This is a genomic window from Candidatus Megaera venefica, from assembly GCF_034554655.1.
GTDB lineage: Bacteria > Pseudomonadota > Alphaproteobacteria > Rickettsiales > Rickettsiaceae > Megaera_A > Megaera_A venefica.
Map to the genome: position 1 here is coordinate 1 of NZ_JARJFB010000104.1, position 6,873 is coordinate 6,873.

General features: G+C 33.7%; 4 protein-coding genes. All 4 read left to right on the forward strand.

Going from position 1 to position 6,873, the window contains the following annotated elements:
• The coding region (locus tag Megvenef_RS06525) for a sensor histidine kinase (protein WP_322777170.1) at positions 1-1,061 on the forward strand (1,061 nt) is incomplete at its 5' end.
• 2 nt (positions 1,062-1,063) lie between these two features.
• A complete protein-coding gene (rodA, locus tag Megvenef_RS06530; RefSeq protein WP_322777171.1) occupies positions 1,064-2,167 on the forward strand; it encodes a rod shape-determining protein RodA in 1,104 nt (367 codons plus the stop codon).
• Between the two features lie 499 nt (positions 2,168-2,666).
• Positions 2,667-4,445, forward strand: coding sequence for a penicillin-binding protein 2 (mrdA, locus tag Megvenef_RS06535; protein WP_322777172.1), 1,779 nt, complete (start codon positions 2,667-2,669; stop codon positions 4,443-4,445).
• A gap of 118 nt (positions 4,446-4,563) precedes the next feature.
• Positions 4,564-6,540 carry a hypothetical protein gene (locus Megvenef_RS06540; RefSeq protein ID WP_322777173.1) on the forward strand — a complete coding sequence of 659 codons (1,977 nt, stop codon included), beginning with the start codon at positions 4,564-4,566 and terminating at the stop codon, positions 6,538-6,540.
• Positions 6,541-6,873: the final 333 nt, after the last annotated feature.

Sequence of the window (6,873 nt, forward strand, 5' to 3'; positions counted from 1 at the left end):
ATTTAAAATTCGAAGAATATTTAAACACAGCGTTACAAAAATTAGTACCTCAAGAAAAAACCGCAACTGATTTTTCTTATCTTAGTATGCTAAATGGCTTAAATTACTTTATAAAACCATTAGCTGACTTACCTTTCACACTTGTAGTAAATATAGATAGTGACCTTATTAAAAAAGACATAATAATAGATCTAGCCAAAAGTTTTATCTTAGTTTGTATTTTCGCATCCCTCTCCTTGGGAGCAATAATTTTCATATATAAAAGGGAAACTTTCCTTAGAACAAAAGCCGAAAGGGCTTCTCTAGTAGCAGAAAATGCTACTAAAGCTAAAACTAACTTTTTAGCTTTTACTGCTCATGAAATTCGTTCTCCTCTTGGTTTTATTCTTACTGGCTCTGAAATGATGACCAAAGAATTCCTTGGAGAATTACCCTTACCATATAAAAAATATGCTCAAGGAATTTACGATAATTCTAATTTAATTTTAGAATTTATTACAGATATACTCGATGAAAGTCAAATTATCGAAGGAAAATTCAAAATAACAAATACTTTAACTAGTATCCAAGAAGTAATAAAAGAAGCAATTCAGGTCAATCTAGCTAGATTTAATATTAGGAAAATTGAAATAATAACCCAGATAGAAAATGATCTACCTATTTTAATATGCGACAAAAGAAGAATATTACAAGTTATAAGTAATCTAATCTCAAATAGTATAAAATACTCTAAAGATAATACAACTATTACAGTAACTGCTAAAATTATCTATGAAGAAATGGTTATAACTATTATGGACCAAGGTGTTGGCATGAAAGAAAGTGATGTTCCAGTTGCATTAAGTGCATACGGCACCCTCAGAGAGCAAGACTATAATTCTGTAGGATCATATGGCCTTGGCCTTGCTATTGTCAAAATGCTTCTAGACGCACATGAAGCCGAACTACGTATAACAAGCATAGAGGGCAAAGGAACAACTATTAAAATTATTTTTCCTAAGTATAAGTTGGTTTATACTAAAACTACTCCCCCAAAAAACACTAATCTTAAGGAATCATAATCATGGACAATTATAGGGAAGACTTTATTGCCAGAATTAAGAAAATACCTATTTCTATACCTTTATTTACTACATTAATTAGTCTATACGGTTTTATTCTTCTTTATTCAGCAGCCGGCGGCCATATTGAACCTTGGGCATACAAACAGATTTTAGTATTTTTAATATTTATGCCAGTTTCTATATTAATTGCTATAATTGATCTGAAAGTTATTTATCATTTTGCTTACGTTTTTTATATCATTACATTGCTTCTATTATTATTTGTTGAATTAATGGGCAAATCAGCTATGGGAGCAACAAGGTGGTTAGATTTGGGACTTTTTACAATTCAACCATCAGAACTGGTAAAAATTTCTGTAGTAATGATGTTAGCAAAATTTTTCCACGAGTACAGTAATTATACTGTAAGCGATTTTATACTAATTCTACCATTAATAGCTTCGATTATTCCAATTTATCTGGTAATAAGACAGCCCGACCTTGGTACAGGTATGATCACTCTTATAGTGGTATGCTTTATGTTCTTCGCGGCTGGTGTGAAAAGAATATATTTTATTATATCTAGTATAATTGGATTAACCGCAATGCCAGCTATGTGGTTCATGTTATACGATTATCAACGCAATAGAATTCTAACATTTATCAATCCAGAAGCAGACCCATTGGGCAAAGGGTATAATATTATTCAATCAAAGATTGCTATTGGCTCTGGAGGTTTTCTTGGCAAGGGCTTATTAAGTGGCACCCAAGGCCCCCTCAGCTTTCTGCCAGAATATGAAACTGATTTTATCTTTTCCTTTTTAATGGAAGAATTAGGCTTTGTTGGTGGAATAACGTTATTAATTTTATATTCTCTGATCATAATTAGTTCGTTATCAGTAGCTATCAACTGCCGCTCAAAATTCGCTAGACTTTTGACTATTGGTATTGTTACACTATTCTTCTGTCATATATTTATAAATATTGCTATGGTTATGGGATTATTACCCGCTGTAGGAGTGCCATTACCTTTGATATCTTATGGAAGGACCATGATGGTGTCAATGCTACTTGGATTTGGCTTAATAATGAATGCAGCAGTTAATCGACATAGGAATGTCTAATACCATTTTATGTATAAATTTACCTCAAAACTTATTATCAATTTATTAGCTTTAAGTTATTTGTGGATAATTCTTATTTTACCCTCTCAATGGTACAAAATTGGACCATTCGGTGAAATATTACCAGCTTTTGATATAATAATAATCTATTATGTAAGTACCTATCACTCTTTAAACTATTGGCAGTTATTTGTTATTGGACTACTCACAGATCAATTAAACGCACTACCACCCGGAACCAGCTCTCTTGCGTTAATATTTGGCAACATATGCCTTAACTACTTTAGTAGGTGGTTTTTACTACGAAAATACTTCATTAATTTAACTGTATTTTGTGGATATAGCGCTTTTATTATCTTGATAAGGTATCTAGTTGTATTGATAAAGAGTGATTACCCTATTGAAGGATATGAAATAGTTTTTTATTTCCTGACAACCATTTTTTTCTATCCAATACTTTCCACTCTAATAGAAAGATCAATAAATATATTAGGTCAGAATGCTAGATAGAAGTTCCTTAAATAGACAAATAATGACCAGAAGAACTTTTGTAATTGGGGCTGGTAAATTAGGTCTCCTCTTTTTACTAGCTGGCAGAATGTTCTATATGCAATTCATCAAAAAAGATGAATACCGAACACTTTCAGATAACAATAGGATTAAAATGATTTTACTTTCCCCAACAAGAGGACAAATCTTTGATTCTGATGGTGTGATAATTGCAAAAAATAATACTTGTTTTCGATTGCTACTTGATAAGAATGGTAATCCGAAATATTCAGAAGAAATTAATCATTTAGTAGAAATACTAGAGCTTGATGATTACCAAATAGACGAAATAAAAAGGAGGATGTCTAAAGGAGGAAGGCGCGTTGCTGCAATTGTTATAGATTGCCTAGATTGGAATCAAGTTGCTGTAATCGAAGAAAGGAAAGCCGATTTCAAATCACTTTTCATTGATACTGGTTTTGAAAGATTCTATAAATCTGGACTCTCTACCGCTCACTTAATTGGATATCTAGGTCGGCCAGGAACAGGTGAAGATGAGCCTACAAAATTAGCAGATGAAACTTTTAAGGTAGGGAAAGGCGGCATTGAAAAATTTTATGAAGAGCATTTGCGTGGAGAATTTGGCTTTAAAAGGATAGAAGTAAACGCACTGGGTAAATACGTACGGGAATTAGGAAAAAGCGCAAGCAAACCTGGAAATGATTTATATTTAAATATCAACGCAGAATTACAAGAAAACGCATTAAAACATATGAATGCACAAGGCTGCAGTGCAATAGTAATGGATTGCACCAATGGTAATATTATAATTTGCGCTTCAACTCCATCTTTTGATCCCAATAAGTTCAGTAAACTTTCTAATCAATATTGGAATAGTTTAATAAATGATCCGTATAAACCCTTAATCGACAAAACCACTAAAAGCTTGTATCCCCCGGGATCAGTTTTTAAAATTATCACCGCATTAGCCGCACTTGAGGCTGGTATTGATCCTGATAACAAAATTATTTGTACCGGAGCACCTATTCTAGGTGGCAACAGCTTTCGATGCTCCAGAAGCCGTGGCCATGGGGCTCTTAACATGGTTGATGCATTAAAACACTCCTGTAACCATTATATATATGCAGTCGCGCGGCAAACAGGTGCTGATAAAATAATCGAAGTTGCAAATAAATTTGGCCTTGGCAAACCAACCGGAGTTGACTTACCTGGCGAACTTAGTGGTTTCGTACCAACCAAACAGTGGAAAATGGAGAAATATGGCACTAAGTGGGGTGTAGGTGATACATTAAATCTCTCGATCGGCCAAGGTTTTATTCTTGCTACTCCAATGCAACTAGCATGTCTAATTACAGCTATTGCTAGTAATGGAAAATTATTTTCTCCCAAAATAGCAGTTGGTGCTCCAAACTATGTTCAACTGGATCTGCAGCAAAGTAATCTTGAAATCATTAAGACCGCTTTATTCAATACTATGAATACTCCTGGTGGTACTGGGTATTTAAGCAGACTAGATTACAAATCAATGCATATGGCTGGTAAAACTGGTACAGCCCAGGTTCAAGCTAAGAAAAATGCATCTGATGATCTAAGCAGAGATAACATAGCATGGGGCAGCAGAAATCATGCAATATTTTCTGGTTACGCTCCATTTGATAATCCAAAATACGCAATATCAATATATTTTGACCATGGTGGTGGTGGTGGGAGAGCTTCCGCTCCAATTGCCAAAAAAATAATGCAAGATGTATTGTTAAAATATTTATAAACACAATAAACTCATTTATTAAAAAAATAAACTATGCTAACGTTTATTGATCAGTCTTAGATTGGTAATAATAGTATTTGTTGAAAATAATTTATTAACTTAAATGGGAAGGTAATTTATGAGCAAGAAAATGATGACCCCAAAAGAATTGGGAGAAAAAAGAAAAGAAGATGCCGCAAAAAGATTATCAAGTAAGAGTACCAAGGAAGTCATACCCCAAAAGTTAGAAGAAAAAAGAGCAGAAGTTCCATCCAAGAAAGAAATGACTGCTGAAGAGTTTTCAGCAAAAAGAACTGAAATTGCGATTAAGTTAATAACAGATAGTATTGAAACGCCTAACGCAAGACAATTAGAAAAGGTCATACTTGAGATCAGCTCTATTGGACTACCTAAAATAGTAAATTTTACAAATAGTTTTATTGCACAATATCCTGATCCTATTTTTCAAAACCAGATATTTGACATAGTTTTACGCAAAATAGAGGTTAGCTCTCCTACAAAAGAGTTAAATACTTTAAAAAGCGAAATATTATTTGCTAAAGCAAAGGCCATAATGGCAATAAATTCAACTGAAGAAAGAACTCAAATTAAACTTGAGAATGCTACTGAGGCTCTAAAGCTCCTTGAAAAGGCTAATGCTTTACAAAATCATGATATCACTACATTGATCGAAAGTACTACAAAGACTCTGATTACTACACATCCAGACCTCCTAGAAGCTTTTGATCTCGCTAAGTATTCAGTCGAATTCAGAAAAGCTAACTTAGAGACTAATCATCCTAGTATTTTAGAAGCCTATATTACTGCAGCTCAAGTGGGTCATATAATTGATGACAGGTCTATAAAAATTGAAGCAATGCAACATGCTGATATAGCCTATAACATGGCATTACAACTTGGGAATAAAGCGTACGCAGCAACAGCACTCAAATTTCTCGCTAGTATATATAAATCTTTCGGTGATATTCAAAAAACTGAACTATTATTAGCACAATCAATTTCTCTTGAGGATATTGTTGTTAAAAAGATTGAGAAATCAAAAGAACCATTACCCATAAAATCATCCGATAGTTTTGAAATAATTAGAACACATGGAGTAAGTGACGATCTTACATTAACTATAAAACAAAAGATCCAAGAATCTGTCCTAAATTATGTGTATGCAGCAGCAACCCAAGGCAAATGGATTAATAAACTTGCTTCAATTGAATATGGCGTTTCTGGATACTTAGATGAAAAATTCTTAAGTAAAGTATTAGGTCACACTCTTAATACTCCAGAGAATGTTGATACCGCTTTAATGCTATGCTTTGAAGCAATTAATCTTGGTATTATGAGGAATCCAATTAAGAACCCACTCTGCGGAGTTGCTTTTGTACAGCAATATCCAAAGTTAATTTCAACTATATTGGATAAGCACCCAGAATATTTCGTTGATGGACATATTCTTAAAGCGACACTACTTAAGGCAAGTAACTATGCCCTAGACCTTCTAGGGCAAGAAGTAGTAGTCAATGGTTCCTATAATGCATATCTTGAAACTGTTATGATGCCAATAATTGCCCATAGGTTAAGCCCTGGCGTACTTGAACCTGTATCCAACCTTATAAAAGCTGGTAAGTGGGATTTATCAACCCAAAATCAATTACTAGCATATGCCAGTGAAGTATACTTAACAGGAATTGGATCAATATCTACTAGTACGCTTGGCCAAAATTTAAGCACTTTAAACGATTCTCTAAATATATCCAGAATATTAATATTTAAGGAGATACTTGACGCAATTACACTGTCTGGGTCTAAAAACTATGCCCCAGTAGAAATATTCGCAAAGGCTTATACTGATGTAATTAAACGAATTTTAGCAGATCATCCAGATTATATTACAAATCATCATATAATAGATATTTGCCAACAAGCACTTGTCGTTCCTCCAATTCTTGAGGTTATTGACCATGCACAAGTTAAATCAGAAGCACCAGTATTAGTTAAAGATAAGCTTGCTGTGAAAGCACCTACTGTTGACGATCTTACGCAAGTTAACGTAGACGTGCATCTTTTAGGAGGAGATGAAGGTGAATTAATTGGCAGTTAGTTTATTTAACTGGTCATGACTTAAGAAATCTATCGACTAGAAGCCAGAAGAGAGCCTTCCCGAATTAAATTTCAGATGGCTCTCTATGACTTAACCTGAGTTTGATATAAAAAGTAAATACTTTTGAAAACATTAGAACGAAAGTCTGTCATCCTAAACTTAGCTACGTCACCTAAATAGGCTAATTTAACCGAGATTGCTATCGTGCTTTACATCAAACTCAGGTTAATTAGCAAACTTTCTAGAAGGCTTAGGGTCTGTCCATCTAAGTGTGTAAATTCCTTATAGGTTATATAATCAATTAATATAACCAAGAGGAATAAAATATGACTA

Excerpts from the sequence above, each read along its gene's own strand:
- rodA (WP_322777171.1), top strand. The coding sequence starts at position 1,064 with ATGGACAATTATAGGGAAGACTTTATTGCCAGAATTAAGAAAATACCT.
- mrdA (WP_322777172.1), top strand. The coding sequence starts at position 2,667 with ATGCTAGATAGAAGTTCCTTAAATAGACAAATAATGACCAGAAGAACT.
- Megvenef_RS06540 (WP_322777173.1), top strand. The coding sequence starts at position 4,564 with ATGAGCAAGAAAATGATGACCCCAAAAGAATTGGGAGAAAAAAGAAAA.